This is a genomic window from Flavobacterium sp. XN-5, from assembly GCF_008033395.2.
Lineage (GTDB): Bacteria > Bacteroidota > Bacteroidia > Flavobacteriales > Flavobacteriaceae > Flavobacterium > Flavobacterium hiemivividum.
In genome coordinates, this window is the sequence record NZ_VOGZ02000001.1 from 627,808 (window position 1) to 653,742 (window position 25,935).

24 protein-coding genes and 1 tRNA gene are annotated in these 25,935 nt (G+C 34.6%); 7 read left to right on the forward strand and 18 right to left on the reverse strand.

The features are described from left to right. Positions 1-145: 145 nt before the first annotated feature. From FQU23_RS02820 to FQU23_RS02830, 3 genes are all read left to right on the forward strand, one after another. Positions 146-2,047 carry a S9 family peptidase gene (locus tag FQU23_RS02820; RefSeq protein ID WP_147672484.1) on the forward strand — a complete coding sequence of 634 codons (1,902 nt, stop codon included), beginning with the start codon at positions 146-148 and terminating at the stop codon, positions 2,045-2,047. 85 nt (positions 2,048-2,132) lie between these two features. Then, entirely contained in the window at positions 2,133-3,329 is a 1,197-nt protein-coding gene (locus FQU23_RS02825; RefSeq protein WP_147672485.1) for an aminopeptidase C, read from the forward strand. 184 nt (positions 3,330-3,513) lie between these two features. Then, on the forward strand, positions 3,514-5,943 hold the full coding sequence (locus FQU23_RS02830; protein ID WP_147672486.1) for a hybrid sensor histidine kinase/response regulator: 2,430 nt from the start codon (positions 3,514-3,516) through the stop codon (positions 5,941-5,943). Here FQU23_RS02830 and FQU23_RS02835 read toward each other — a convergent pair. The 10 genes from FQU23_RS02835 to pdxA all read right to left on the reverse strand — a co-directional run bounded on the left by FQU23_RS02835 (position 5,940) and on the right by pdxA (position 13,687). Continuing rightward, the gene (locus tag FQU23_RS02835; protein ID WP_147672487.1) at positions 5,940-7,274 is read right to left on the reverse strand and encodes a sigma-54-dependent transcriptional regulator; all 1,335 of its coding nucleotides are present in this window, start codon (positions 7,272-7,274) and stop codon (positions 5,940-5,942) included. The genes FQU23_RS02830 and FQU23_RS02835 overlap by 4 nt on opposite strands. 117 nt (positions 7,275-7,391) lie before the next feature. Continuing rightward, a complete protein-coding gene (locus FQU23_RS02840) occupies positions 7,392-7,700 on the reverse strand; it encodes a hypothetical protein (RefSeq protein ID WP_147672488.1) in 309 nt (102 codons plus the stop codon). Positions 7,701-7,740: 40 nt separating this feature from the next. Then, positions 7,741-8,049: a hypothetical protein gene (locus FQU23_RS02845; RefSeq protein WP_147672489.1), complete on the reverse strand. Its 309-nt coding sequence runs from the start codon at positions 8,047-8,049 to the stop codon at positions 7,741-7,743. 40 nt (positions 8,050-8,089) lie between these two features. Next, positions 8,090-8,398, reverse strand: a complete 309-nt coding sequence (locus tag FQU23_RS02850) for a hypothetical protein (protein ID WP_147672490.1) — start codon at positions 8,396-8,398, stop codon at positions 8,090-8,092. 260 nt (positions 8,399-8,658) lie between these two features. Further along, positions 8,659-10,005 (reverse strand): acetyl-CoA carboxylase biotin carboxylase subunit, encoded by a 1,347-nt coding sequence (accC, locus tag FQU23_RS02855; RefSeq protein ID WP_147672491.1) that lies wholly within the window; start codon positions 10,003-10,005, stop codon positions 8,659-8,661. Between the two features lie 95 nt (positions 10,006-10,100). Further along, on the reverse strand, positions 10,101-10,580 hold the full coding sequence (gene accB / locus FQU23_RS02860; RefSeq protein WP_147672492.1) for an acetyl-CoA carboxylase biotin carboxyl carrier protein: 480 nt from the start codon (positions 10,578-10,580) through the stop codon (positions 10,101-10,103). A 23-nt stretch (positions 10,581-10,603) separates the two neighbouring features. Continuing rightward, a complete protein-coding gene (locus FQU23_RS02865; RefSeq protein WP_147672493.1) occupies positions 10,604-11,602 on the reverse strand; it encodes a beta-ketoacyl-ACP synthase III in 999 nt (332 codons plus the stop codon). A gap of 174 nt (positions 11,603-11,776) precedes the next feature. Continuing rightward, the gene (rpmF, locus tag FQU23_RS02870) at positions 11,777-11,971 is read right to left on the reverse strand and encodes a 50S ribosomal protein L32 (protein ID WP_007137315.1); all 195 of its coding nucleotides are present in this window, start codon (positions 11,969-11,971) and stop codon (positions 11,777-11,779) included. 9 nt (positions 11,972-11,980) lie between these two features. After that, positions 11,981-12,553: a YceD family protein gene (locus tag FQU23_RS02875; RefSeq protein ID WP_132108950.1), complete on the reverse strand. Its 573-nt coding sequence runs from the start codon at positions 12,551-12,553 to the stop codon at positions 11,981-11,983. A gap of 84 nt (positions 12,554-12,637) precedes the next feature. Next, positions 12,638-13,687 (reverse strand): 4-hydroxythreonine-4-phosphate dehydrogenase PdxA, encoded by a 1,050-nt coding sequence (pdxA, locus tag FQU23_RS02880; protein WP_147672494.1) that lies wholly within the window; start codon positions 13,685-13,687, stop codon positions 12,638-12,640. A gap of 58 nt (positions 13,688-13,745) precedes the next feature. On the opposite strand from pdxA, the gene FQU23_RS02885 reads away from it, so the two are divergent. Then, complete coding sequence (locus tag FQU23_RS02885; RefSeq protein ID WP_147672495.1) at positions 13,746-14,333, forward strand: riboflavin synthase; 588 nt, start codon at positions 13,746-13,748, stop codon at positions 14,331-14,333. A gap of 29 nt (positions 14,334-14,362) precedes the next feature. Here the strand turns inward: FQU23_RS02885 and FQU23_RS02890 are convergent, their stop codons facing one another. From FQU23_RS02890 to mce, 3 genes are all read right to left on the reverse strand, one after another. Further along, on the reverse strand, positions 14,363-14,626 hold the full coding sequence (locus FQU23_RS02890) for a hypothetical protein (protein WP_147672496.1): 264 nt from the start codon (positions 14,624-14,626) through the stop codon (positions 14,363-14,365). Positions 14,627-14,841: 215 nt separating this feature from the next. Beyond that, a tRNA-Ile gene (locus tag FQU23_RS02895) sits at positions 14,842-14,915 on the reverse strand. 138 nt (positions 14,916-15,053) lie between these two features. Continuing rightward, the gene (gene mce / locus FQU23_RS02900; RefSeq protein WP_147672497.1) at positions 15,054-15,455 is read right to left on the reverse strand and encodes a methylmalonyl-CoA epimerase; all 402 of its coding nucleotides are present in this window, start codon (positions 15,453-15,455) and stop codon (positions 15,054-15,056) included. Positions 15,456-15,677: 222 nt separating this feature from the next. Between mce and FQU23_RS02905 the strand changes: the two genes are divergently transcribed. Then, positions 15,678-17,342, forward strand: coding sequence for an Ig-like domain-containing protein (locus FQU23_RS02905; RefSeq protein WP_147672498.1), 1,665 nt, complete (start codon positions 15,678-15,680; stop codon positions 17,340-17,342). On the opposite strand, the gene FQU23_RS02910 is transcribed toward FQU23_RS02905, so the two are convergent. Next, complete coding sequence (locus tag FQU23_RS02910; RefSeq protein WP_147672499.1) at positions 17,332-18,099, reverse strand: amidohydrolase; 768 nt, start codon at positions 18,097-18,099, stop codon at positions 17,332-17,334. The genes FQU23_RS02905 and FQU23_RS02910 overlap by 11 nt on opposite strands. 70 nt (positions 18,100-18,169) lie before the next feature. Here FQU23_RS02910 and FQU23_RS02915 point away from each other — a divergent pair, with 70 nt between their 5' ends. Beyond that, positions 18,170-18,733: a hypothetical protein gene (locus tag FQU23_RS02915; protein ID WP_147672500.1), complete on the forward strand. Its 564-nt coding sequence runs from the start codon at positions 18,170-18,172 to the stop codon at positions 18,731-18,733. Between the two features lie 79 nt (positions 18,734-18,812). On the opposite strand, the gene FQU23_RS02920 is transcribed toward FQU23_RS02915, so the two are convergent. The 4 genes from FQU23_RS02920 to FQU23_RS02935 form a co-directional block, all read right to left on the reverse strand. Continuing rightward, positions 18,813-19,559 carry a succinate dehydrogenase/fumarate reductase iron-sulfur subunit gene (locus FQU23_RS02920; RefSeq protein ID WP_132108964.1) on the reverse strand — a complete coding sequence of 249 codons (747 nt, stop codon included), beginning with the start codon at positions 19,557-19,559 and terminating at the stop codon, positions 18,813-18,815. Positions 19,560-19,651: 92 nt separating this feature from the next. Then, entirely contained in the window at positions 19,652-21,652 is a 2,001-nt protein-coding gene (locus FQU23_RS02925; RefSeq protein WP_147672501.1) for a fumarate reductase/succinate dehydrogenase flavoprotein subunit, read from the reverse strand. A 12-nt stretch (positions 21,653-21,664) separates the two neighbouring features. Next, on the reverse strand, positions 21,665-22,330 hold the full coding sequence (locus tag FQU23_RS02930; RefSeq protein ID WP_147672502.1) for a succinate dehydrogenase cytochrome b subunit: 666 nt from the start codon (positions 22,328-22,330) through the stop codon (positions 21,665-21,667). 272 nt (positions 22,331-22,602) lie between these two features. Continuing rightward, positions 22,603-24,084 carry a helix-turn-helix domain-containing protein gene (locus FQU23_RS02935; protein WP_147672503.1) on the reverse strand — a complete coding sequence of 494 codons (1,482 nt, stop codon included), beginning with the start codon at positions 24,082-24,084 and terminating at the stop codon, positions 22,603-22,605. A gap of 232 nt (positions 24,085-24,316) precedes the next feature. Here FQU23_RS02935 and aceB point away from each other — a divergent pair, with 232 nt between their 5' ends. Further along, positions 24,317-25,918, forward strand: coding sequence for a malate synthase A (gene aceB, locus FQU23_RS02940; RefSeq protein ID WP_147672504.1), 1,602 nt, complete (start codon positions 24,317-24,319; stop codon positions 25,916-25,918). Positions 25,919-25,935 lie beyond the last annotated feature (17 nt).

Consider the following 25,935-nt stretch of genomic DNA (forward strand, 5'->3'; position numbering starts at 1 on the left):
TTATAAAAATAATATTTTTAGTCAAGTAAACGGCCATGAAACACTCTTTATTACTCTAGTGATTATTGAAAAGAGTTAACATAATCCTTTGGCTGTATTTAGATTATTATTGTAATTTAGAAGCTTAAATTTTAGCAAATAATTTATGAAAAAAATACTTCTTACAACCCTAACAATGATGAGCTTAAGCGCCATGGCCCAGAACGTAATGACTCCCGAAACCCTATGGAAATTAGGCCGAGTGAGCGCCCTTGGTATTTCTAAGGACACTAAAAATGTAGTTTACAAGGTGACTACGCCTTCTATCGAAGAAAATAAATCTAGTTCAAAATTCTATATCGTTCCAGTAACTGGTGGAAATCCGACTGAAGTTAAAGAAACAAAAGACTTATTAAAAGATAAAAATATTTCGCCTGACGGAAAATATATTGTCTATAGCGAAGAAGTGAAGATCAGCAAGGTTCATGGAAAAGATTTCTATCCTAATTTGGAAAAATCAGAAGTTCAAATCTACGATGGCTTAGACTACCGCCATTGGGACACTTGGAACGAGGGAAAATACAACCACGTCCATTATAAAGAAAACCGTGAAGATGCAGTAGGAACTGACATAATGGGGAATGAACAATTTGACAGTCCGCAAAAACCTTTCGGTGGTGATGAAGATTACATCTGGTCGCCAGACAGTAAAAAAATTATTTATGTTAGTAAGAAAAAATCTGGAACTCAGTATGCTGTTTCGACTAACACCAATATTTTTGAATACAGTCTAGAAACTGGACTTACTACTAATAGAACTGAAGAAAATCTTGGTTACGATATGGCTCCTCAATTTTCTCCTGCTGGTCACTTGACTTGGCTGCAGATGAAACGTGATGGATATGAAGCCGATAAAAACGACATCATAGTTGATTACAATGGTGCGAAAATAAATTTAACGGCAGCCTGGGACGGTACAGTGGACAGCTATTTATGGAGTAAAGACGGTAAAAAAATCTACTTTGCAGCTGCAGTCGATGGTACAAAACAACTTTTTGAAGTCAATTTCCCTGGTCGTACTAGAATTGCTGTTCAAGTTCAACAGCTTACCAAAGGCGATTTTGACATCAATGACTTAGTTGGATTTGCAGGGAATAGTATTATTGTTACCAGAGGCGATATGAACCATGCTTCGGAGATTTATTCCTTGGATCTAAAGAAAAACACTTGGAAACAAATCACAAATGTAAATAAGGAAACTTATGATTCCTTGGCGTTAAGCAAAACCGAAAAAAGATATGTGACCACAACTGACGGCAAAAAAATGTTAGTTTGGGTTATTCTCCCTCCTAATTTTGACGCTACAAAAAAATACCCAACACTTTTATATTGCCAAGGAGGGCCGCAAAGCGCCTTGACACAATTCTATTCTTTCCGTTGGAATTTTCAGTTGATGGCTGCAAATGGATATATAGTCGTAGCACCAAATCGTCGTGGAATGCCAGGACATGGAGTGGAATGGAATGAACAAATTAGTAAAGATTGGGGCGGACAGGTAATGGACGATTATCTTTCGGCGATTGATGATGTCGCTAAAGAAAGCTATGTTGACAAAGACCGTTTAGGCTGCGTTGGAGCGAGCTATGGTGGATATTCGGCATTCTATTTAGCCGGAATTCACAACAACCGATTCAAAACTTTCATTGCTCATGACGGTGTATTTAACACCCAAAGCATGTTTGGTACAACTGAGGAAGTTTTCTTTAGCAACTGGGATTTTGGTGGTGCTTACTGGGAAAAAGATAATATTGCAGCACAAAAAACCTACACTACATTCAATCCCATTAATCTAGTAGATAAATGGAACTCGCCAATCCTGATTATCCAAGGTGGAAAGGATTTCCGTGTGCCAATAGGACAAGGACAAGAAGCTTTTCAAGCAGCACAATTGCGTGGTATAAAAAGTAGATTCCTTTATTTCCCTGAAGAAAACCATTGGGTTTTAAAACCACAAAATGCCCAAGTTTGGCAAAAAGAATTCTTCAAATGGCTTAAAGAAACATTGTAAAACTATCACTATTTTTTCAAACTAAAATTAGCAAGTAACAATTTTGTTGTTTTGCATACCAACATTAAAATTCAAATAATAGAACATGTACAAATCTCCAATTAAAAGTCTTTTTATTGCCTCGACTTTCCTATTAGGCATAAACAGTATTTCGGCACAAGATGGCCTTGTCAATTCCCTAAAAATTAATGCAAGCGAAAAAAGCAAAGAAAGCTTCAAATTCACAGAAATAATCGACCTAGCGAATACTTCGATAAAAAACCAAGGTTCCTCAGGAACTTGCTGGAGTTATTGCACCAATTCTTATTTGGAATCAGAAATGATCCGCCTCGGAAAGCAACCCGTTGAGTTATCTCAAATTTATTCAGCTCGTAATGTTTATATCGAAAAAGGGAAAAATTATGTACGTATGCATGGAGCAGTAACTCTAGGCGACGGTGGTGCTTTGCATGATGTAATCAATATGTATGCTAAATACGGAGCCTTACCACAAGAGCTTTACACTGGATTAAATTACGGAACGTCTAAAAATAAGTTTGCCGAAATGGGAGCTCTTATGGAAGGTGTATTGGCCGCAACTGTAAAAAATCCAAACGGAGAGTTGACACCAAATTGGGAAAAAGCATATACTGCTGTAATCGATTCTTACTTAGGACAAGTTCCGGAGTCGTTTAACTACAAAGGAAAAAATTATACTCCACACACATTTGCAAAAGAAGTAGTAGGAATAAATCCTGCTGATTACATCGAGATTTCTTCGTTCACAGATTCTCCTTATTATGCAAAATCGATGTTGATGGTTCCTGATAATTGGTCTTTCGACCTAATCTATAATGTGCAGTTAAATGATATGACAAATATTATTGACAATGCATTAAAGAATGGATTTACCGTTGCCTGGGCATCTGATGTAAGTGAAAAAAGCTTTAGCTGGAAAAATGGTGTAGCTTACGTTCCTGCGAAAAACATCGATGATATGACTGCAGCTGAGAAAGAAAATATGTTTAATGGTCCAAAACCAGAATTAGAAATTACTCCTGAATTACGTCAAAAAGCATTCGATAATTATCAAACTACAGATGATCATGCTATGCACATTGTAGGTCTTGCAAAGGATCAAACAGGAAAAGAATACTATGTGGTAAAAAACTCTTGGGGAACAACTAACGACTACAAAGGATACCTTTATGTAAGTAAAAACTATGTAAAATACAAGACCACCGCGTTTATGGTAAATAAAGCTGGAATTCCAGCTGATATTGCTAAAAAGCTAGGCGTGTAATTTCACAATCGAACGGCGCCTAAAACGCACACAATTTTTTGTCCTATGTTATTCTAAAACCGAAAAACCAATATCTTACTCATTACAAGATAGAGCGATTCGAGAGTTTAAACTACACTAGGACATTCTTTTATTAATTAAAGAATATAAAATATCTAAATTCGCCCCACATTAATTCTAAAAAATGGGAAATAAAAACAGTAATATTCCCGTAAAAGTATTTATAAGCTACATCGCTCTAGCGATGCTTGTGGTTAGTGTGGGGTGGATTTTATATACTGAAAACAAGATCTATTCTAAAATTGAAAGCGAAATTGACTTCGAAGAAAATAAGGTTTTAAAAATCAGCAAACTATTTTCAAATGTTTACGAAACGGAAAGCTTAGCTCGAAAAACAATTCAATCCAATTCAGAAGATGATTTTAAAACCTATCTACTAAAAACGGATTCACTGCAAATTCGACTCGATTTACTAAAAAAAGTCGTGTCCAGTACCTATCAGACTAAATTGCTCGACAGCGTTACCGTTTTACTTTCGGAAAAAACTAATAACATAAGGCAGCTCAGGCAAATTAAAAATAAAACAACAGACGAGGCATCTGTAAAAAATGCCATACAGGAATTAAGCATATTAGAGAACTCTTTACGCAAATTAAAATTACAAGATTTTCATTCACGACCTGAGAACCTAAGTAAATACCAATATAATGTATTGCAAAATTACGTTGATTATCTCAATCAAAACATCCCTGATGATAGCTCAAACACCTTAACAAAAAAAGCATCTGATTCTATTTTATCTGCGTCTAAAAGATTATTAAATGATGTAAAAATAGAAACTGAAAAGAAAAAAGCATCTTTAGCAATTCAAGAAAAAAAACTAATCAACAACGAAATTCTAATATCAGATCAGCTTAGAAAAGTACTTCATATAATAGAGCGAGAAATCATCGTTCACTCTTTAAAAAACAATAACGAAAGAGAAAAATCACTCAAAAGAATCAATCAAATAGTTTCTGCAGCGGCTATCGTAGGATTATTACTCACCGTGTTTTTTTCGATACTAATTACTAGCGATTTTTCTAAAACGCAATTGTATAAAAAACAATTAGAGATTGCAAACTTTAAAACCCGAAACTTACTTAAAAGCAGAGAACAACTCATTTCTACGGTAAGTCACGACTTAAAAACGCCACTTAGTACGCTTGCCGGTTATGCTGAATTACTAAGTAATTCTGGCTTAACAAGCAAACAATCTTATTTTACTAACAATATTAAAAACGCATCGGATTACATTTCTAGATTAGTAAAGGATTTATTAGATTTTTCACAACTTGAAGCAGGGAAAATCAAAATCGAAAAATCTCCTTTTTCATTAAAGGAAACAATTAATGAGGTAGCCAAAAACATACAAACGGTACACCAACAAAAGAATATTGATCTCTTAATTACAATTGACGAAAAGCTAAATCAATCCGTCATAGGTGATGAGTTTCGATTGAAGCAGGTTATAATTAATATTATAGGAAATGCCTATAAATTTACACAACAAGGATTCATAGCTATAAACGCGACAGTAGATGTAACAAAAAATATTGTTTTTATCAGCATTACAGATTCTGGAATTGGAATAGAAAAAGCAAGTCAGAACTTAATTTTCGAAGAATTTACTCAAGCAAATGAATCGATTGAAAAAACATTTGGTGGAACTGGTTTAGGATTATCAATTTCGAAAAAAATTATCGCACTATTAGGCGGCGAATTGTACTTAAAGGAAAGCTCTGAAAAAGGAAGTTGTTTTGAGATTAAATTACCAGTTACTTTTGCCAAATCAATCGACGAACGTATAGCGGCTCCAATGATTTACATTCCAATACAAAAAAACAAAACCATTGTTGCAATTGATGACGATGCTAATTTACTTCAATTAACAACCGAAGTTCTTAAACAACATCATACTGTGCTTTCCTTTTCTAATGCACAAGAAGCATTAGATGAAATCCGCATAAACGAGTTTGATTTACTAATTACTGACATACAAATGCCCATAATGGATGGATTTGAATTCGTAAAAGCCATTCAGGGGAAAGAGAATAATAATTATAAAAACCAACCTATAATTGCCGTTACTGGACGAACAGACCTAAGTGATGAAACCTATAAAAAAGCAGGTTTTACTGTAGTACTAAATAAGCCATTTACACCTAACATTCTTCTAGAAACTATTGACGCGATTTTCTCTAAAACTTCACTTCCAATACAAGATAAAACAATTTTCAAAACACATGAAAGACTATTTTCTTTAGCGTCTCTACATTTATTTTTAAATAATGATGCCGAAGCAGTAAAAAACATAATAGAATCCCTTATACATTCTACAGACGCTAACATTATAGAATTAGAAAATAATATTGAGAAACTAGAGCTGCAAAAAATAAAAGAAGTTGCTCATAAAATGGCACCAATCTTCAAGCAAATTGAAGCAACAGATGTCGCACTCATTTTAACGCAGCTTGAATCACAAAATTTTAATTCAACTCAATTAAAAGGGTATTTATCCGATCTCAAATCGAAAATATCGGTGCTTTTTGTAGAAATCAAGAAAGCAATCTAATTGATATCGTATAATTTGAGCTTATTATACAGCGTTTTACGAGTGATTTTCAACAGTTTAGCCGCCTCAGATTTATTGTTTTGCGTTTTACCCAAAGCATAAACAATCGCCTCTTTTTCATTTTCAGACAGCGAAAAATCATTAGTCGTACTTTTATTATTTTGAAAAAACTCCGCTGGTAAAACATTACTTTCTATAAAATCTCCTTGTGTCAAAAGTGTAGAACGCTTAATGCAGTTTTGCATTTCACGAAGGTTTCCGGGCCAAGGATAGTTTTGAAAAATAGTCACAACTTCGCTAGAGAAACCTATAACATCTTTCTGTAATTGCACGTTTGCTTTATCTAAAAAGAATTCTGCAAAAATCATTAAATCTTCGGTACGATCAGAAAGTGATGGAGAATGTATAGAAAACTCATTAATTCTATGGTATAAATCTTCTCTAAAACTACCATTCTTAACTGCTTCGCGCAAATCTTCATTAGTAGCAGTAATAATTCTAATATCTACTTGGATTTCTTTATTACTACCTACAGGTTTTATCTTTCGCTCTTGCAACGCACGCAACAGCTGAATTTGGTTTTCATAAGATAAATTCCCTATTTCGTCCAAAAATATTGTTCCGCCATTGGCCGCTTCAAAATACCCAATTTTATCAGAAATTGCTCCAGTAAACGAGCCTTTTAAATGTCCGAAAAATTCACTTGCAGCCAACTCTTTTGGAATAGCCCCACAATCAACGGCTATAAAATTAGTTCCCTTTCGATTGCTTTTTTGATGAATACTCTTAGCTATAATTTCTTTTCCTGTTCCGCTTTCGCCAATAATTAGAACCGACATATCAGTAGGACTGACCAGCTGAATGTGCTCTGCTAATTTTTTGGAAGCATTAGAAATCCCTTGAATATAATCTGAGCCAGTTGTTTTTTTTGAATTAGAATCACTTGCTTTACTCCTATTAGGTTTATTTTCGAAAGTTTCCATTGCATTAGTAATCACCAATAAGACTTCATCAGGGTTAAATGGTTTCGAAATATAATCCGATGCTCCATTTTTAATAGCCTTAACAGCAGTATTCACGTCAGAATAACCCGTCATTAAAACAATGGGAATATGTGAATTAAGAGCTTTAAATTCAGTCAACAACTCAATCCCATCAGCATCTGGCAATCGTAAATCAGTCAAAATCAAATCAAAAGTCCCCTTTTGTAAAAGTAATCGAGCATCGGTCGCAGAGAAAGAAGTGGTTACTTCGTAACTGCTTTTGGTTAGGAATTTATCTAACAGTTTACAAAACGAAATATCATCTTCAATTATTAAAATCTTTGGCATGAGTCTGGGAGCTTTTTACGCTAAATTAAGTCATATATTATTGTATTTTCATAAAATTATGCAAAAAAAGTGGCTGTAAATACAGCCACTTTTTTTGAACGAAAACTTAAACTTATTTTATTTTTGGATCCAGTTTCCATTTGCATCAGCAAATAAAGAACCTACTTTTTCACCTACTGTAACGTCTAGTTTATATTCTTTTTTGTCGTTTATATAAGCCTTTGAAACAACAGCCTCTGGATACGCTTTCTTTAATGCTTCAGTAATTGCTGCTGGCAATTCTTCCATTTTTATTTCAGTGTAAGCATCAGTAGCAGGAGTCGTTTGCTCAGTAGTTGTTGCTTCTTTCGTTTCTTCTTGTACTTGTGCAGACATTGTTGTTAGACTTCCTAATACGATTGCTGCGGATAAAATTAATTTTTTCATGATAGTATATTTTTAATTGTTGTAAAATTGTGCTGGATATTTATTTTTGAATCCAGTTTCCATTTGCATCAGCAAATAAAGAACCTGTTTTTTCACCTACGGTAACGTCTAGTTTATATTCTTTTTTCTCGTTTATATAGGCCTTTGAAACAACAGCTTCTGGATACGCTTTTTTTAATGCTTCAGTAATTGCTGCCGGCAACTCTTCCATTTTTATTTCAGTGTAAACATCAGTAGCAGGAGCCGTTTGCTCAGTAGTTGTTGCTTCTTTCGTTTCTTCTTCTACTTGTGCAGACATTGTTGTTAGACTTCCTAATACGATTGCTGCGGATAAAATTAATTTTTTCATGATAGTATATTTTTAATTGATTTAAAATTGTGGTAGCTATTTATTTTTGAATCCAGTTTCCGTTTCCATCAGCAAATAAAGAACCTGCTTTTTCACCTACGTTAACATCTAGTTTATATTCTTTTTTCTCGTTTATATAAGCCTTTGAAACAACAGCTTCTGGATACGCTTTTTTTAATGCTTCAGTAATTGCTGCTGGCAACTCTTCCTTTTTTATTTCAGTGTAAGCATCAGTAGCAAGAGCCGTTTGCTCAGTAGTTGTTGCTTCTTTCGTTTCTTCTTGCGCTTGTGCAGACATTGTTGTTAAACTTCCTAATACGATTGCTGCGGATAAAATTAATTTTTTCATAGTTTGTTTATTTTAGATATTTAATTACTGTTTTCTACATCAGACAATGAAATTATTATGCCACTACGTTTTTTAATAGACCCCATTCATCAACTCTCTGACAACTTGTTAATTAACAAAATAACTAATCTTGTAAACAGCGTATACTTGTGTGTACTGACTACAATAAGTGTGTCATTTTTATACACTATCCCAAAAATAAAACCATAAAAAAAGTCGCACATAGGTGCGACTTAGTTATAATAAAAAGAATAAATAAATTATTCCGGAGAAATCATTTTAAAGGTATCCATAAAAGCAGTTGTATAATCTCCAGCAATGTAGCGCGGATCATCCATTAACTGTCTATGAAAAGGTATTGTAGTTTTAATTCCTTCAATCACAAATTCATCTAATGCTCTTCTCATTTTACTAATTGCTTCTTCTCTAGTTTGAGCAGTAGTAATTATCTTAGCGATCATAGAGTCATAATTTGGCGGAATCGTATATCCTGAATACACATGAGTATCTAAGCGAACTCCGTGCCCTCCTGGCGTATGAAGTGTCGTAATTTTTCCTGGAGAAGGTCTAAAATCATTATAAGGATCTTCAGCATTAATACGACATTCAATTGCATGCAATTGAGGCAAATAATTTTTACCCGAAATAGGCACTCCGGCAGCAACTAATATTTGCTCACGAATTAAATCATAGTCAATTACTTGTTCTGTAATAGGATGCTCTACCTGAATACGAGTATTCATTTCCATGAAATAGAAATTACGGTGTTTGTCAACCAAGAACTCTACAGTTCCAGCACCTTCATACTTAATATATTCAGCTGCTTTTACCGCCGCATCACCCATTTTCATGCGCAATTCGTCTGTCATAAATGGAGAAGGCGTTTCTTCAGTCAATTTTTGATGACGTCTTTGTACTGAACAGTCTCTTTCAGAAAGGTGACATGCTTTTCCATAAGAATCACCAATAATTTGGATTTCAATATGACGAGGCTCTTCGATTAATTTTTCAAGATACATTCCGTCATTTCCAAAAGCAGCAGCAGATTCCTGACGCGCACTTTCCCATGCTTTATGTAATTCTTCTTCTTTCCAAACGGCACGCATACCTTTTCCACCACCACCGGCAGTAGCTTTTAACATAACTGGAAAACCAAACTCTCTAGAAAGCTCTAAAGCTTGTTCGTAAGATTCCAAAATTCCAACAGATCCAGGAACACAAGGCACTCCAGCTTCAATCATTGTAGCTTTAGCAGAGGCTTTATCACCCATTCTATCAATCATTTCTGGCGAAGCTCCAATAAACTTAATACCGTGCTCTTGACAAATTTTAGAAAATTTTGAATTTTCAGAAAGAAAGCCGTAACCAGGATGTATCGCATCTGCATTTGTAATTTCTGCAGCGGCAATAATATTTGACATTTTCAAATAGGACAAGTTACTGGGAGGCGGTCCTATACAAACAGCTTCATCAGCAAACCTAACGTGCAAACTTTCTACATCAGCAGTAGAGTAAACAGCCACCGTTTTAATGCCCATTTCTTTACAAGTTCTAATTACGCGAAGCGCAATTTCTCCTCTATTTGCAATTAATATTTTTTTAAACATCTATTTTGAGTTATGAGTTATGAGTTATGAGTTTTTTAAAATTATGAGTTGATTGAGAATCAGCTTACAATTTATAATTCATAATTTATAATTAATTAAGATGGATCAACTAAGAATAAAGGTTGGTCAAATTCTACTGGTGACATGTCATCAACCAATATTTTTACAATTTTACCAGAAACTTCAGATTCAATTTCATTGAATAATTTCATTGCTTCAATTACACATAGAACATCTCCTTTTGAAATAGTAGTTCCTACTTCAACAAACATCGCTTTGTCTGGAGATGGTTTTCTATAAAAAGTTCCAATAATTGGAGATTTTATAGTAATGTATTTGTTTTCTTCTACTGCAGAAGCCTCTACCGCAGCTGCAACTGGCGCAACGTTTTGAATAGGCATTGCTTGTTGAAGTTGGTTGTGAGCTGGCATTTGCTGTACATACGTAGTTTCTGTTGTACTGCCTTCTATTGTTGTTCTAATGGTGATTTTAACATCATCCATTTCCAATTTAACTTCTGCAACTCCCGAATTTGCTACAAATTTGATTAGGTTCTGAATTTCTTTTAAATCCATAATTATTTGTTTTTAGTTTAAATTTATTTTTTGTCGTATGCCCATTTTAAATAAACAGACCCCCAAGTGAAACCACCTCCAAAGGCAGCCAAGATGATTGTGTCCCCTTTTTTAAATAAGTGTTCAAAATCATAAAGCACTAGAGGCAATGTTGCAGAAGTAGTATTTCCATACTTCTCTATATTCATTAAAACCTTGGATTCTTCTAAATTCATTCTGCTAGCCGTCGCATCAATGATACGCTTATTAGCCTGATGTGGAACTAACCAGTCAACATCTGCGTTGCTCAAGTCATTCCTTTTCATAATTAGCTCACTGGCATCAGCCATATTTGTTACTGCATATTTAAACACAGTCTTTCCATCTTGAACAATATTATGTCTGTTCTCTTCCACTGTTTTTATAGAAGTAGGATGTAGAGATCCTCCAGCATCAATCTTTAAAAAATCACGACCTACACCGTCACTTCTTAAATACTCATCCTGCAATCCTAATCCCTCATAATTTGGTTCGAATAAAACAGCACCTGCTCCATCGCCAAAAATGATACAAGTAGAACGGTCTGTATAATCTACAATAGAAGACATTTTATCAGCTCCTATTAATAGTACTTTTTTATATTTTCCAGATTGTATGTAAGCTGAAGCAACTGACATTCCATATATAAAACTGGAACAAGCTGCCTGTAAATCAAAAGCAAAAGCATTTGTAGCGCCTATTGCAGTTGCAACATAAACTCCAGTCGAAGCAACTGGCATGTCTGGCGTAGCTGTTGCCATTACTATTAAATCAATATCTAAAGGATTAATATTTCCTTTAGCTAATAAATCTTCTGCTGCTTTTATGGCTAAATACGACGTTCCTTTGTCTGCGTCTTTAAGAATTCTTCTTTCTTTAATTCCTGTTCGAGAAGTGATCCACTCGTCATTTGTATCGACCATAGTTTCAAGGACTTCGTTTGAAAGTACAAAGTCAGGAACATAGGCTCCAACAGCGGTTATTGCGGCTGTGATTGTATTCATGGTATTTGAATATTTTTTTTCAAATAATGACATTTGAAAAAACGATTAAAAGAGTTGAAAATTACAAAAAAATATCTAAACCTCCTGATTTAGAACTTCTTATTTATGAAAATTATAAACAACAAAAAAACTCTCACGAAGTGAGAGTTCCAATATCATTTGCAAAAAAATGCATTAAGCAACAGCTACAGACTTATCTATAACAACTTGCCCTCTGTAATACATTTTCCCTTCATGCCAGTAGGCTCTATGGTATAAATGCGCCTCACCCGTAATTGGGCAAGTAGCGATTTGTGCTACAGTAGCTTTATAATGCGTTCTTCTCTTATCTCTTCTTGTTTTGGAGATTTTTCTCTTAGGATGTGCCATTTTACTATATTATTTATCCGTTAATAGTTGCTTTAATTTGTCCCAACGCGGGTCAATATTCTCTTCTTTATCTTGTATTGTGTCTTCTTCAACCTGTTCTTCATTCTCTTCTTTATGCTCTTCCAAAACTAATTCCTTTAGTCTTTCAAGAGCTTCCGTTTTTAAACTTCCGTCTTGAACACCTGGATGAACCCGTCTTAAAGGTACAGAAAGCGCAATCATTTCATATATATACTGAGCAATGTCTATTTCAAATTCTCCAAATGGCAGAATCAACAACTCCTCATTATCATTATTATATACGTCACCAAAACGAACTATCAATTTCATCTCGCCTTTTATTGGCAAATCAAAATCTTCACTCGTTAAATCACAAGGTACATTTACTGTTCCTTCGTGCTTGAAAATCAATTCCAGCATCGTGCTTTTCTTCTCTAAAACTACGTTTACTTTGATGTTTGAATTTTCAAATTCATCATAATCAAAGATTTCAAAGAACGCATTACTTATTTGATATTCAAAATGATGTTTTCCTAGCTTCAATCCCACAAATGGAATTAAATATTGTTTAGTCTTATTCATTTCGCCAAAATTTTGCCCCAAACTTCGGGAGTGCAAAGATATAAAATTATTACAAAACTAATAATGTTATTTATCTTTTTTTATTTAGTGCTGTTTTTCCCTAACTTTTAGTGGTTTCTCACTAATTTCTGCATACTCAATTCTGGAACGATAAATATCTAAAGCAAGATAAACCGCTTCCTTAAACGAGTTATAATCCGCCATTCCTTTCCCAGCAATATCATAAGCAGTTCCATGATCTGGAGAAGTTCTTATTTTATTCAAACCAGCTGTATAATTCACCCCATTACCAAAAGATAATGTTTTAAAAGGAATCAATCCTTGATCATGATAAGTAGCAATTACCGCATCATAATTCTCATATTGCCCGCTTCCAAAAAAACCATCCGCCGCAAAAGGTCCAAAAACTAAGGTGCCTTTTTCGAATATTTTTTTCAATGTTGGCTTCAACACCGCATCATCTTCTTTACCTATCACACCACCATCACCACAATGCGGATTTAATCCTAATACCGCAATCTTTGGTTTATTGATACTAAAATCCTGAATAAGCGCTTTTCTTACCGTCTCAATTTTTACTCTAATAAGCTCTTCAGTAAGTCGAGACGCCACTTCACTAACAGGAATGTGATCTGTCAACAAACCCACTCTTAAATTACCTTGAACCATCAACATCAACGCATTCCCTTCCAATTCCCGATCTAAATAATCCGTATGCCCAGGAAACTTAAACTCTTCTGATTGAATATTGTATTTATTTATTGGCGCAGTAACTAAAACATCCACCAATCCATCTTTTAAAGCATTTGTAGCAGCAATAAATGATTTTACCGCATACTCACCTACCTTATCATCATTTACTCCAAGATTCAAATCCACGCCTTCTCTCCAAAGATTGAAAACATTGATCTTCCCAGGAAGAATTTGATCTAACTTATCAATTCCATGCAACGGAACTGCTGAATCTAAATTCTTTTTTATGAATGACATTATTTTCACATTAGCAAAAATAACAGGAGTACACAGTTCTAACATTCGAGAATCCTCGAAAGTTTTAAGAACAACCTCGCTTCCAATACCGTTTAAATCTCCTATCGAAATTCCAACAATTATATTTTCTGCTTTTTTCATCATTACCTCTAGTTATTTATTACTAATTTTGAAGTGCAAATTTAGTAAAATAAAACAAGAAATGTTTACAGGAATCATAGAAACCCTTGGCACTATCCAAGAAATAAAAAAAGAGAAAGACAATATTCACATCACAATCAATTCCTCCATCACGGCCGAACTAAAAATAGATCAAAGCGTTTCCCACAATGGAATTTGCTTAACTGTGGTAGCAATAACAGACAGCTCATATACCGTTACCGCAATTAACGAAACTATTCAAAAAACGAATATAGGAGGCTGGACAGTGGGCGACAGTGTCAACCTGGAAAGAGCCATGAAATTAGGAGACCGTCTTGACGGACACATCGTACAAGGACATGTAGATCAAACAGGTATTTGCATTGAAGCCGAAGAAACCAATGGCAGCTGGCATTACACCTTTGAATACGATCAAGCGCTAAACAACCTTACTATCGAAAAAGGTTCGATTACCGTAAACGGAGTAAGTTTAACAGTTGTAAACTCAAAGAAAAATCAATTTAGTGTTGCGATAATTCCATATACCCACGAACACACGAATTTTAAGAATTTCGTGATTGGTACAAAAATCAACCTCGAGTTTGATGTAATTGGGAAATATGTTTCTCGCTTATACAGTAAAAACTAAAAACTCCTTTTATAAACAAAAGCTTCGATTTACATCGAAGCTTTTGTTTTTAATCTGTGATTATAGATAATATAAATTCCAAATAGAAGCGCAATTATTATTAAAATAAGGATGTTTTCATCAATAGGCAGTCCAGGAGGAGGAGGCCCAGGACCTGAAAAAGTAGTAAGCGCAGAATTATTTTTTCCAGCAGGATTGGGTTGAGGCGGCTCCTTCCCCTTAGCGGCAAAAGAACAAAAAGCCCCCGCCAGGAAAACAAGCAAAAGAAAGAATCTATCTAACATTACCTTCATAATTCCCAAAAATAGTAAATCAATTGATTAAAAAAAAGCAATTTAAGTTGTTTATTCCTATGATTTTACAGAAATCAATAATCTATCCATGAAGACTCACAAAAACAACTATTCCAAGATAAAGATACCTTTTTTTTAATGAATTTTAATGAAAATAGATTTACACGTATATAAAAAACCCCTCAAAATAATTAATCTTGAGGGGTTTTTAAATGTGGTCCCACCTGGGCTCGAACCAGGGACCACCTGATTATGAGTCAGGTGCTCTAACCAGCTGAGCTATAGGACCGGTTAAGAGTGTGCAATATTACTACTATTTTTCGTTTGCTCCAAATATTTTTAGCTTAGATTTCTAACCAACTTACATCTTTTTAAGATTAAAATTACAAAACCATTGATTATTAGCTTTTAAACTTTCGAAAAAAAATTATTTTATTTCTTGACAAAGCTCAATTAAAACCCCATTAGTACTTTTGGGATGCAGGAAGGCGACCAACTTATTATCAGCTCCTTTCTTTGGAACTTCATTTAAGACAACAAAACCCTCATTTTTAAGTCGGGCAATTTCTTCTTCTATGTTTTCTACATCAAAAGCTATGTGATGAATACCCTCGCCTTTCTTTTCTAAAAATTTAGCAATAGGACTCTCTGGATTTGTCGCCGCCAAAAGCTCAATTTTATTAGGTCCGTTCATAAAAAATGAAGTTGTCACTCCTTCACTTTCGACTTCCTCAAATTTATAAGCCGGTGCTCCAAAAAGTTTTTCGAACAATAAATTTGAAACTTCTAAATCTTTCACCGCAATCCCTATATGCTCTACTTTTCTCATTCTTTAAATCTTCTACTTATTTTTAATTGCAAAACGCAGCGAAAAACTACCAACAAATTATTAATACATGCTGCGCCAATAAGTAAAATTAAGCATTAAAAACCAAAATGTAGCAGAAGAGCACTAAAAGTACACCTAATCGATTACCTATAATAATTTTATAAAAAACTTCAATCTCAGCAATTATAATTGTTATTTTGTACACTCTAATACTAATTTGATATGTTGAAAAACAATTTAAGATATATTTCCCTTCTGTTGCTTATAGTTATCGCAAGTTGCGCCAAAAGAGGATCCATCACAGGAGGTCTAAAAGACACGATTGCGCCTGTATTAAAAACGAGTTTCCCTGAAAATTTTAGCACAAATTTTAAAGGAGACGAAATTAAATTAACCTTCGATGAAAACATCAAGCTTAAAAACCTAAATAAGCAATTGATTATTTCACCTCCCATGAAATACGAACCGATTATTTCACCAACATCCGCATCTAAATTTCTTTCGATAAAAATAATAGACACTCTTAAAGCTAACACAACCTATAGCATCAATTTTGGTCAAAGTATCGCTGATAATAACGAAGGAAACCCATACAATCAATTCAAATATATTTTTTCAACTGGGGATTATATCGACTCCTTAGCCATTGGAGGCAGAATTAAAGACGCCTATGATATTGAAGTAGCACCTTTTGTTTCCGTGATGCTTTATGACGTAAATGAAGCCTTTAATGACTCCGTTATTTACAACGAGAATCCCAGATATATTACAAATACCTTAGACAGTTTAAAAACATTTCGACTAGAAAATTTAAAAGCTGGAAAATACCTTCTTGTGGCGCTGAAAGACAAAAACAGTAATAATAAATTCAATCCTAAAGAGGACAAAATTGCTTTCATCAAAAATTTCATCACTATTCCAAATGACACTGTGTATGAATTGGAATTATTCAAGGAAATATTACCATTCAAAGCCTTTAAGCCTACACAAGCATCCGGAAATAGATTAGTCATGGCATATGAAGGAAATATGAGTTTAGCTAATTCTAGACCATCAATAACGCTAAAAAACAACAACGAAAACTTAGCTTCGATTGTTACTCAGCTACCTAAAAAAGATTCACTGCAAATATGGTTTAAACCCCTTAAAGCGGATTCTTTATCATTGGCTGTAGCCAAAAATAAATACCAAAGAGACTTTTCTATCAAAATTAAAGACCAGAAAAAAGACACCTTAAACATCGCTGCGATTTACAACGGCAACTTGCATTTTAGAAATCGGTTTACATTAGAAAGCAACACGCCTTTAGTAAAGTTCGACAATTCGAAAATTAAACTCATCAATAAAGATTCTATCGCAATTCCGTTTACTACTGAATATGATGAATTCAACCAGAAATTATTTATTGACTTCAAGAAAGAACCATTAGAAAAATATACCTTCAGCATCCTACCAGGCGCACTTACTGATTTTTTCGAAAAATCGAATGACACTTTAAAATACAATATTACTACTCAAAACACTTCCGATTATGGGAACCTTAGAGTAAAATTGGAAAATGTAAAACGCTTCCCAGTCATTGTAGAATTAACAAATCTAAAAGGAGACATTTTAGCTTCAGAATATACAGAGAGTGACAATACAGTTGATTTCAACCTGATGGAACCCTCTTTATTCACGCTTCGTGCCATTTATGACGATAATAAAAATAAAGTCTACGATTCAGGAAATTACCTAGAGAAACGCTATTCGGAAGAAGTGATTTATTTTTCAAAAGAAATAGACATCAGGGCAAATTGGGATGTAGAACAAGCTTTTGATTTGAGTATTCCGTACACTCCTGAACCAAAAAAGAAAACGGAAAACAAGAAAAAATCTAGTTTCTAAGCTCAAAATCATCTTGATCGTTTAGAAAACCAAATTTTTTTCGCGCCTCAATTAATTTTGAATTGTCTAATGTAACCTTTAAAACAGCGTCGATTTCATGTGGTTCCACTATATAATCGCCTAAATAATCGACAACTTGTGAATGTCCTATGTAAGCATGTCCATTGTTGTCTACTCCTGTTCTATTCACCCCAATTACATAACTCATGTTTTCTATTGCGCGCGCTTTTAATAAAGCATCCCAAGCATTTGTTCTAATTTTTGGCCAACTGGCAACATAAATCAGTAAATCATAATTTTCAACATTTCTCGAAAAAACCGGGAAACGCAAATCATAACATACAAGCGGACAGATTTTCCAACCTAAATACTCAACAATCAATTTTTTAGTCCCTGCCGTATATACTTTTTCCTCTCCTGCAAGAGTAAATAAATGCCTTTTATCATAATGCTGAATTTCGCCCGAAGGGAACACAAACAACATTCTATTATAAAAATTACCGTTCTCCTCAATAACAACACTTCCCGTGATAGCGCTGTTTTTAGCTTTTGCCAAAGATTGCATCCACAGTGCAGTTTCTCCCTCCATTGTCTCAGCAACAGCCCTAGGATTCATAGTAAATCCCGTGGTGAACATCTCTGGAAGTAAAATTAAATCAATCTTTTGAGAAAGTGCATTAATTTTTTCTTCGAAATAATCACGATTTAACTTTGGGTTTTCCCAAATTAAAGGAGCTTGAATCAATATAACTTGCATTGCTTTAATTTTTTATAAAATTAAGAAATATCACAGTAATTTAAGTTCATTATATTAGCTAAAAAAAAACATGAAAAAGAAACTACTCCTTTGCGCCATGCTAATCTCTGTTTTTGCTTTCGGCCAACAGAAATCAGGTGCAAAACAATTTTGGGAAAACTTACAGAAACAATGCGGAAAATCTTTTGAAGGCCAAGTTACAGAAGGAGCGGACAATGATACTTTTCGAAATAAAAAATTAGTAATGCACGTTCGCAATTGTGGAGAAACTACAATAAGAATTCCGTTTTTTGTAGCTGATGACAAATCTCGAACTTGGGTATTAACCTATAAAAATGACCGCATTGAATTGAAACACGATCACCGTCACGAAGACGGTTCGGAAGATAAAGTTACTCAATATGGTGGAACAACGACTAATTCTGGTTCGTCAACACTACAGTTTTTCCCAGCAGATCAACAAACCTATGATACAATTCCAAATGCCGCGGCCAATGTTTGGTGGATCACTTTAGACGAAACATCGTTTACTTATAATCTAAGACGCATAGGTTCAGAACGATTGTTTACAGTAAAATTTGATTTAACAAAAACAGTCCCTACACCTGCTGCGCCCTGGGGCTGGAAAGATTAACTATTTCAAATAAATTGGACAAAAAAAACGCATTCAAATCAATGAATGCGTTTTTTTAATATTGAAAAACGAGTTATTTTTAACCTTTCATACTTGCAGATAAATATTCTCTGTTCATACGAGCAATGTTCTCTAAAGAAATTCCTTTCGGACATTCAACCTCACATGCTCCAGTATTCGAACAGTTTCCGAAACCTTCCGCATCCATTTGGCTCACCATATTTAATACACGATCAGTTGCTTCAATTTTACCTTGAGGCAATAATGCATATTGAGATACTTTTGCAGCCACAAATAACATTGCAGAAGAGTTTTTACAACTCGCTACACAAGCTCCACAACCAATACAAGTAGCGGCATCAAACGCATCGTCAGCATCTTGCTTGTTAATTGGAATAGCATTAGCGTCGATTGTATTTCCTGAAGTATTTACAGATATAAATCCACCAGCGTGTTGAATTCTATCAAAAGCACTACGATTAACAACTAAATCTTTAACTACTGGAAAAGCAGCTGCGCGAAATGGTTCGATGGTAATTGTATCACCATCCTTAAACATACGCATGTGTAATTGACAAGTTGTTACACCTCTATCTGGTCCGTGCGCCTCTCCGTTAATGAATAAAGAACACATTCCGCAAATTCCTTCGCGACAGTCATGATCAAAAGCAACTGGTTCACCACCTTTGCTCATTAAATCTTCATTGAAAACGTCTAGCATTTCAAGGAAAGACATGTCTGGCTCAATTCCGTCGATTTGATAATCAACCATTGCTCCTTTATCTTGGGCGTTTTTTTGACGCCATATTTTTAATGTAAGTTTCATACTTTTTTAGTTTGAAAGTCATAAAAACGAAAGTCGAAAGTCGATTGACGTGAAGTCATTTCATCTTACTACTTTAGCCTTTTAACTAAATGCTATTTGTAATTTCTTTGAACTAATTTAACGGCATCAAATACCAAATCTTCCTTGTGTAGAACAGCGTCACTAGGTTTTCCTTTGTATTCCCAAGCAGCAACGTAAGCGAAATTTTCGTCATCACGTTTTGCTTCCCCATCTTCTGTTTGATATTCCTCACGGAAATGTCCTCCACAAGACTCGTTACGGTGCAATGCATCCTTAGCAAATAATTCGCCTAGTTCTAAAAAGTCAGCTACACGAGTTGCTTTCTCTAGTTCTTGGTTGAACCCTTTATCTGTCCCAGGAATTTTTACATCCTTATAAAACTCTTCACGTAAAGCAGAGATTTCATTGATTGCTTCGTTTAGTCCTTGAGCATTACGAGCCATACCCACTTTGTCCCACATGATTTTCCCTAATTTCCTGTGGAAATAGTCAACAGAATGTGTTCCGTTATTATTCATGAATCTCTCGATTTGGTCTTTAACTCCTTTTTCTGCAGCTTCAAATTCTGGAGAATCAATTGGGATAGGACCCATTTTAATATCTGGAGATAAGTAATCTCCAATTGTGTATGGCAATACAAAATAACCATCAGCTAAACCTTGCATCAAGGCAGAAGCTCCAAGTCTATTTGCACCGTGATCAGAGAAGTTAGATTCTCCAATTGAGAAACATCCAGGAATTGTAGTCATCAAGTTATAATCAACCCATGTCCCACCCATTGTGTAGTGAACCGCTGGGTAAATCATCATAGGTGAAGTATAAGGATCCTCATCTACAATTTTATAATACATCTGGAATAAATTCCCGTATTTATTTTTTACAACCTCAGTACCTAGTTTAGTAACCGCTTTTTTATCATTAGCATCAATTCCTTTTAAGAAAGCTTGCTCTTTTCCGTAACGTTGTATCGCTGCAGCAAAATCCAAGTAAACTGCTTCACCGGTTTTGTTTACTCCAAAACCAGCGTCACATCTTTCTTTAGCTGCACGAGAAGCTACATCTCTAGGAACTAAGTTACCAAAAGCTGGATATCTTCTTTCTAAGTAATAATCTCTTTCAGCTTCAGATAAATCAATTGCTTTTTTCTTTCCTTCACGAATTGCCTTAGCATCTTCTAGTTTAGCAGGAACCCAAATACGACCATCATTACGCAATGACTCTGACATCAAAGTTAATTTCGATTGGTGGTCTCCAGAAACTGGAATACATGTAGGGTGAATTTGTGTGTAACAAGGATTTGCAAAATAAGCTCCTTTTTTATGGATTTTCCATGCTGCTGTAGCATTAGATCCCATGGCATTTGTTGATAAGAAAAATACATTTCCGTAACCACCAGAGGCGATCACAACTGCATGAGCGGAATGTCTTTCGATTTCACCAGTAATTAAATTACGAGCGATAATCCCTCTTGCTTTTCCGTTTACGATTACTATATCTAGCATCTCGTGACGGTTGTGCATTTTTATTTTTCCACGACCTATTTGACGATTCATTGCTGAGTAAGCACCAAGTAACAATTGCTGCCCTGTTTGCCCCCTAGCATAAAAGGTTCTCGATACTAGCGCACCACCAAAAGAACGATTATCTAATAAACCTCCATATTCACGCGCCAATGGGACTCCTTGAGCCACACATTGGTCAATAATATTTGTTGAAACTTCAGCAAGACGGTGTACGTTTGCTTCACGAGCGCGGTAATCTCCCCCTTTTACAGTGTCATAAAACAATCTAAAAGTTGAATCTCCGTCTCCTTGATAATTTTTTGCAGCGTTAATACCACCTTGTGCTGCAATTGAGTGCGCACGACGAGGGGAATCTTGAAAACAAAATGCTTTAACGTTATATCCTAGCTCTGCCAAAGTTGCAGCAGCAGAACCTCCAGCTAATCCTGTACCAACAACAATAACATCAAGGTTACGTTTGTTAGCAGGATTTACTAAATTAATATGATCTTTATAATTTGTCCATTTGTCCGAAATAGGACCATTTGGAATTTTTGAGTCTAATGCCATTATAATTGAATATTAATGATTGAAATGATGAAATAATGCAATAAAAATGAATCCAAAAGGAATCACAATTGCAAAAGCGTATCCAAAAGCTTTTAAAGATCTTGAATATTTATTATTAAACCCAACTGATTGAAAAGAAGAGCTGAATCCGTGCCATAAGTGTAATGCTAACAAAATAAAAGAAAGTGAATACAATCCTGTTCGTACCGGACTTTCAAATTTAGCCACTAATTCGTGGAAATATCTTGTTTCGTCTAATGGGCTTACCTCAACGTACTTGTAAACCATCTCTGGAAACCAAAAGTCGTAAAAATGCAATCCTAAAAATGCCAGAACTACTACTCCAGAATAGATCATGTTTCTTGAAGTCCAAGAAGAATTTGCAGCTCCGTTGTTTTTAGCATACGAAATTGGTCTTGCGTTTCTGTTTTGAATTTCTAAAACAAAACCCATTGTAAAGTGAAAAATAACACCTACAATTAAAATGGGCTGAATCACAAATTGAACCAGTGCGTTATTTCCCATAAAATGAGAAATCGAATTAAAAGTATCGGAACTAAAAACCGAAGTCATATTAATAAAAAAATGCTGTGCTAAGAACAGCATTAAAAAAATTCCTGAAAGCGCCATAGCAACTTTTTTAGCTATTGACGACTTCAATAATGCAGATTTTGCCATAAGATTTGAATAATTTGTTTTAAAAAATACCACAAAAATAAAGCAAAATGAAATGAACTACAACCTTTTCGCTGTTATTTATAATGATTTTAAAGTGTCGGTTTCCACTAAATTTAAGCCTTTAAAAAACTAATTTCTAATTGTAGTTCAATTCATTAAAACATTTATCACTTCGTTGAAGATTCTTTTTCAGACCTTACAATTTAACAAAATAATAGATATTCTATTTATTCCGTGACAAAAAACCAGATTTCTGTATGTCTTAGACACAATTAACTAAACTTGTCCATGTATTTTTGAACTATTAAATCCGTATTTTCATTTCGGGTTTTGAGTTCTAGTTGAATGGGAGCAGAAACTCTTTCTTCGCAGTTTTTTACAGCACATGTTTCACAAGTAACTCCTACAATTTGCTTTTTAATTGATTTATTATCGATGAATTTAAATTTCTTCTTCATGCTAGACGTAATCAAAATACCAACAGATATACTTCTCAAACAATCTTTTTTGAAAGGATCTTCGGTGGCCGATGAAAAAACAAAATACTCGTTTCCGCTGTTTTCGTAACTCGAAATCTGAGCATCAAAAAAGTGTTTTTTATGCTGCGCTATGGATTGCTCGATTGTTTTAACTGAAACCCAACGACGGCAATAATGCTCGTTCATTTCGTTAGCATGCGGCTCCTGCTGATTAGTAATATGCAGCTCTTTTTTAATCTGATAAGTATCCGCGCCGATTTTATGAGACAATCGAAGAAAAAATATATTTTTTAATTGGAAATCCTTAGGTAAAATATTAGTTAATCGTTGGTAAAACGATTCTGGAGATACATTAAACTTACCCATTAATTGCAGCATTTCTTGTGGCTTAGGATCTGTTTTAGCCAAAAACAAATTCAATTCGCCAACCAATTTTTTTCTAGGTATTAGTAACGCTCCAGCAAAATAAGAAGCATAGAAATTATTTAAAACCTGATCAAAATTGTCGAATTTTATCCAACTGAAAGTATACAATCTTTCGGTTATTTCTAAATAATTATAAGCAATCTCCTTAGCTAGAATGAATGCCTTTTGTTGTTCGTCGATGTCTAATGAAAGTAACAAAGTTTTACTTTTTGGAACATATATAGATCGCAAATCTCCTAATTCCTCCTGCTCTGAAAAAACAATCTCCTGAATTGTATAACCATATTCTTCGATCAACACAGCTGTCAAATCTCCAACAGCAATTTTACTGTCTATATTTATTTGAAATGCTTTTGAGAAGTCTAACACTTTTTGCTCTAAATCCTCAAAATAATTATTATGCGCTTCTTGGTACGAACGTAAGGCGGCCAGAAAAAAACTCTCTCGAGTTAAATTATAGTGCTGCGCTATCTCGATAATCGTGCTAATAAAGGCATTTACTTTTGCAGGCGCATTAGCAATAATATCAATAAGATCATTTTCCTGGATTCCGAAAACATCTAAAGGAATCTCCTTTAGAATCCCAGATTTTAAGATTTCCCCTATTGGAGCCAGATTATTATCCAACTTCAAGGAAACCATATTATCATAAGAAACATCTAACTTTTCCGATAGAAGTATAATCTTATCTGTTTTTGGATATTTTTTACCTTTTTCGATTTCGTTCAAATACGATTTTGACAGATCTGTGATTTTTGCCAAACCAAATAAAGATAAATTCTTATTCGTGCGAGCTTGCTTGAGTTTCAGCCCAAAAATCAATTTAATATATTCTTTTTCTACAGTCATACCGCGGTATATTAATTTTTTAAGAGCAATTGATGAAAGCTTTCTATTTCATTTGGAGCTGCTATTTTTTCTTTTCGAAAAAGACAACAACCCTAAACCCAGACACATTGCACTATTTCAAATATACGCTAAAAAATAAAAATGTAAGAAAAAAGTTTTTTATATTTTTTGCGAACGTTCGCTTGTTTTGTAAAAAACTTTTCGTAACATTGTCATGTAAAACACATTAACCATGAAAGATAAAACTAAAACAACCGAATATTCATTCCAAATCACTGCTAAATCATCTCAGCAGTATGCGAATATTTTAACAGATACCGCAATCGACTTTGTAACCGACTTACATCGTCAATTTAATAACCAAAGACTTTTGCTATTAGAAAGACGAGAAAAACAACAGCTGCTATTTGATGCTGGGAATTTGCCCAGCTTTCCAATAGAAACAAAAAATATCAGAGAAAGTGACTGGCAAGCTGCTTGCACACCCGACGATTTATTAGATCGAAGAGTAGAAATAACAGGCCCAGTCGATAGAAAAATGGTGATCAACGCACTCAACTGCGGAGCAAAAACATTTATGGCTGATTTTGAAGACAGCACATCGCCTACTTGGGACAATCTAATGAATGGTCAGCAAAACTTAATCGATGCGGTGAACAAAACAATTTCATTAGAAGACCCAATCAAAAACAAAAAATACAAGCTGAACGACAAGCCTGCCGTTTTAATTGTTAGAGCTAGAGGATTGCATTTATCGGAAAAGAATATTTTGATAGACGGTACAGAAACTTCCGGTTCATTAATTGATTTTGGATTATACGCTTTTCATAATTTCGACCAATTAATAGAAAATGGATCAGCTCCCTATTATTACATTCCAAAATTAGAGCATTATCTAGAAGCAAGATGGTGGAACGAAGTAATCGATTTTACCGAAGACTACTTAAAAATACCACGAGGAACAATCAAAGTAACGGTATTAATTGAAACGATAACAGCAAGTTTCCAGTTAGACGAAATCATATTTGAGTTGAAAGAACACATCGTAGGCCTAAACTGTGGTCGATGGGATTACATTTTCTCTTACATCAAAAAATTAAGAAACAATCCGGCATTTATTGTCCCGAATAGAGACCAAGTAACGATGACTTCTCCATTTATGCTTGCCTACTCACAATTGGTGATTCAAAGATGTCACAAAAGAAACATCCACGCTATAGGTGGAATGGCAGCACAAATTCCGATAAAAAATGATCCCGAAGCGAACACAATCGCATTCAACAAGGTCATCGCCGATAAGGAACGTGAAGCAAAAAACGGACATGATGGTACTTGGGTAGCGCATCCGGATCTAGTGGGATTAGCCATGACAGTATTCGACAAATACATGCCTACAAAAAATCAGATTCATGTAAAAAGAGAAGACGTTAACGTTTCTGAAGAAAACCTATTAGAAGCACCAGTTGGAACCATTACTGAAGAAGGAGTCAGAAAAAATATAAATGTTTCTATTCTTTACATAGCCTCATGGCTCAACGGCCAAGGTGCTGCCGCCATTCATCATTTGATGGAAGATGCTGCAACAGCAGAAATTTCCAGATCCCAACTATGGCAATGGCTACAAAACAAAGTAACATTAGAAGATGGAAAAGAATTGAATGACAGCTATTATCATCGTATTGCCATGGAGGAATTCGAAAAAATAAGAAAACTTGTAGGAGATGAAAATCATGAAAAAGGCAAATACAAATTAGCCAAACAACTATTGGATATTCTAGTTGTCAATCCTAAATTTATCGACTTTTTAACGATTCCCGGATACAAATACATATAAAACAACCAACCAAAAAA

What these genes read in the sequence shown, in the direction of transcription:
- FQU23_RS02920 (WP_132108964.1), bottom strand. Translation starts at nt 19,559, where the DNA reads ATGAAACTTACATTAAAAATATGGCGTCAAAAAAACGCCCAAGATAAA.
- rpmF (WP_007137315.1), bottom strand. Translation starts at nt 11,971, where the DNA reads ATGGCACATCCTAAGAGAAAAATCTCCAAAACAAGAAGAGATAAGAGA.
- FQU23_RS02850 (WP_147672490.1), bottom strand. Translation starts at nt 8,398, where the DNA reads ATGAAAAAATTAATTTTATCCGCAGCAATCGTATTAGGAAGTTTAACA.
- accC (WP_147672491.1), bottom strand. Translation starts at nt 10,005, where the DNA reads ATGTTTAAAAAAATATTAATTGCAAATAGAGGAGAAATTGCGCTTCGC.
- FQU23_RS02935 (WP_147672503.1), bottom strand. Translation starts at nt 24,084, where the DNA reads ATGACTGTAGAAAAAGAATATATTAAATTGATTTTTGGGCTGAAACTC.
- FQU23_RS02830 (WP_147672486.1), top strand. Translation starts at nt 3,514, where the DNA reads ATGGGAAATAAAAACAGTAATATTCCCGTAAAAGTATTTATAAGCTAC.
- FQU23_RS02845 (WP_147672489.1), bottom strand. Translation starts at nt 8,049, where the DNA reads ATGAAAAAATTAATTTTATCCGCAGCAATCGTATTAGGAAGTCTAACA.
- FQU23_RS02915 (WP_147672500.1), top strand. Translation starts at nt 18,170, where the DNA reads ATGAAAAAGAAACTACTCCTTTGCGCCATGCTAATCTCTGTTTTTGCT.
- pdxA (WP_147672494.1), bottom strand. Translation starts at nt 13,687, where the DNA reads ATGATGAAAAAAGCAGAAAATATAATTGTTGGAATTTCGATAGGAGAT.
- FQU23_RS02825 (WP_147672485.1), top strand. Translation starts at nt 2,133, where the DNA reads ATGTACAAATCTCCAATTAAAAGTCTTTTTATTGCCTCGACTTTCCTA.
- mce (WP_147672497.1), bottom strand. Translation starts at nt 15,455, where the DNA reads ATGAGAAAAGTAGAGCATATAGGGATTGCGGTGAAAGATTTAGAAGTT.
- FQU23_RS02905 (WP_147672498.1), top strand. Translation starts at nt 15,678, where the DNA reads ATGTTGAAAAACAATTTAAGATATATTTCCCTTCTGTTGCTTATAGTT.
- FQU23_RS02840 (WP_147672488.1), bottom strand. Translation starts at nt 7,700, where the DNA reads ATGAAAAAATTAATTTTATCCGCAGCAATCGTATTAGGAAGTCTAACA.
- aceB (WP_147672504.1), top strand. Translation starts at nt 24,317, where the DNA reads ATGAAAGATAAAACTAAAACAACCGAATATTCATTCCAAATCACTGCT.
- FQU23_RS02875 (WP_132108950.1), bottom strand. Translation starts at nt 12,553, where the DNA reads ATGAATAAGACTAAACAATATTTAATTCCATTTGTGGGATTGAAGCTA.
- accB (WP_147672492.1), bottom strand. Translation starts at nt 10,580, where the DNA reads ATGGATTTAAAAGAAATTCAGAACCTAATCAAATTTGTAGCAAATTCG.
- FQU23_RS02930 (WP_147672502.1), bottom strand. Translation starts at nt 22,330, where the DNA reads ATGGCAAAATCTGCATTATTGAAGTCGTCAATAGCTAAAAAAGTTGCT.
- FQU23_RS02865 (WP_147672493.1), bottom strand. Translation starts at nt 11,602, where the DNA reads ATGAATACAATCACAGCCGCAATAACCGCTGTTGGAGCCTATGTTCCT.
- FQU23_RS02835 (WP_147672487.1), bottom strand. Translation starts at nt 7,274, where the DNA reads ATGCCAAAGATTTTAATAATTGAAGATGATATTTCGTTTTGTAAACTG.
- FQU23_RS02925 (WP_147672501.1), bottom strand. Translation starts at nt 21,652, where the DNA reads ATGGCATTAGACTCAAAAATTCCAAATGGTCCTATTTCGGACAAATGG.
- FQU23_RS02885 (WP_147672495.1), top strand. Translation starts at nt 13,746, where the DNA reads ATGTTTACAGGAATCATAGAAACCCTTGGCACTATCCAAGAAATAAAA.
- FQU23_RS02820 (WP_147672484.1), top strand. Translation starts at nt 146, where the DNA reads ATGAAAAAAATACTTCTTACAACCCTAACAATGATGAGCTTAAGCGCC.
- FQU23_RS02910 (WP_147672499.1), bottom strand. Translation starts at nt 18,099, where the DNA reads ATGCAAGTTATATTGATTCAAGCTCCTTTAATTTGGGAAAACCCAAAG.
- FQU23_RS02890 (WP_147672496.1), bottom strand. Translation starts at nt 14,626, where the DNA reads ATGAAGGTAATGTTAGATAGATTCTTTCTTTTGCTTGTTTTCCTGGCG.